Genomic DNA, 515 nt, shown 5'->3' with positions numbered 1-515 from the left:
GATGTTGACCGAACTCGCCAGCGACAACAGGCAGCTCTCTTCATTCCTGCGTTGCACTCGCGATGTCTGCGACGTGCACCGGGATTTTGAGACGGCTGACTATTTCGAGACTTGGATCGACGAGGCCGATGGCCGAACCTGGTTCCTCATCGAAGCATGGCGTGCGCATCTCCGATCAACCCCGACAACAGCTGCGGCACTGCAGGTGCAAATGACATTATCGGAAAGGCTCATATAATGAATGCTTTTAGCCGTCGTGAGGCGCTCTTGGCGCTGTCTGCAGGTGGCATGGTCGCCGCCGCAGGGTCAACGAGTTATGCCGCAGACCTACCGCAGCCGCGCCGCGCCGGAGTGGGCGGCGATGATCCTGGACCACGCAACGTGGATCGGGATATTCAGAATCCGGATATCCTTAATCAGCCGACTACCGATGCCGGTACCTTGCCAAATCTGCGCTTTTCGTTTGCCGATGCGCCTATGAAGCAATATCCGGCCGGCTGGACCCGGCAAATTAC

General features: G+C 57.9%; 2 pseudogenes. Both read left to right on the top strand.

Features of this window, described 5'->3' with window-relative positions:
• Positions 1-238 (top strand): annotated as a pseudogene (locus ACXJ5O_RS29520) (hypothetical protein); the annotation flags it as partial.
• Positions 238-515, top strand: a pseudogene (locus ACXJ5O_RS29515) (oxalate decarboxylase); the annotation flags it as partial. The pseudogenes ACXJ5O_RS29520 and ACXJ5O_RS29515, both read left to right, overlap by 1 nt.

The sequence above is a fragment of the Phyllobacterium sp. P5_D12 genome, from assembly GCF_054049495.1.
Note: the sequence above shows the minus strand (reverse complement) of the source record. Positions and strands in the feature narration are given on the sequence as shown.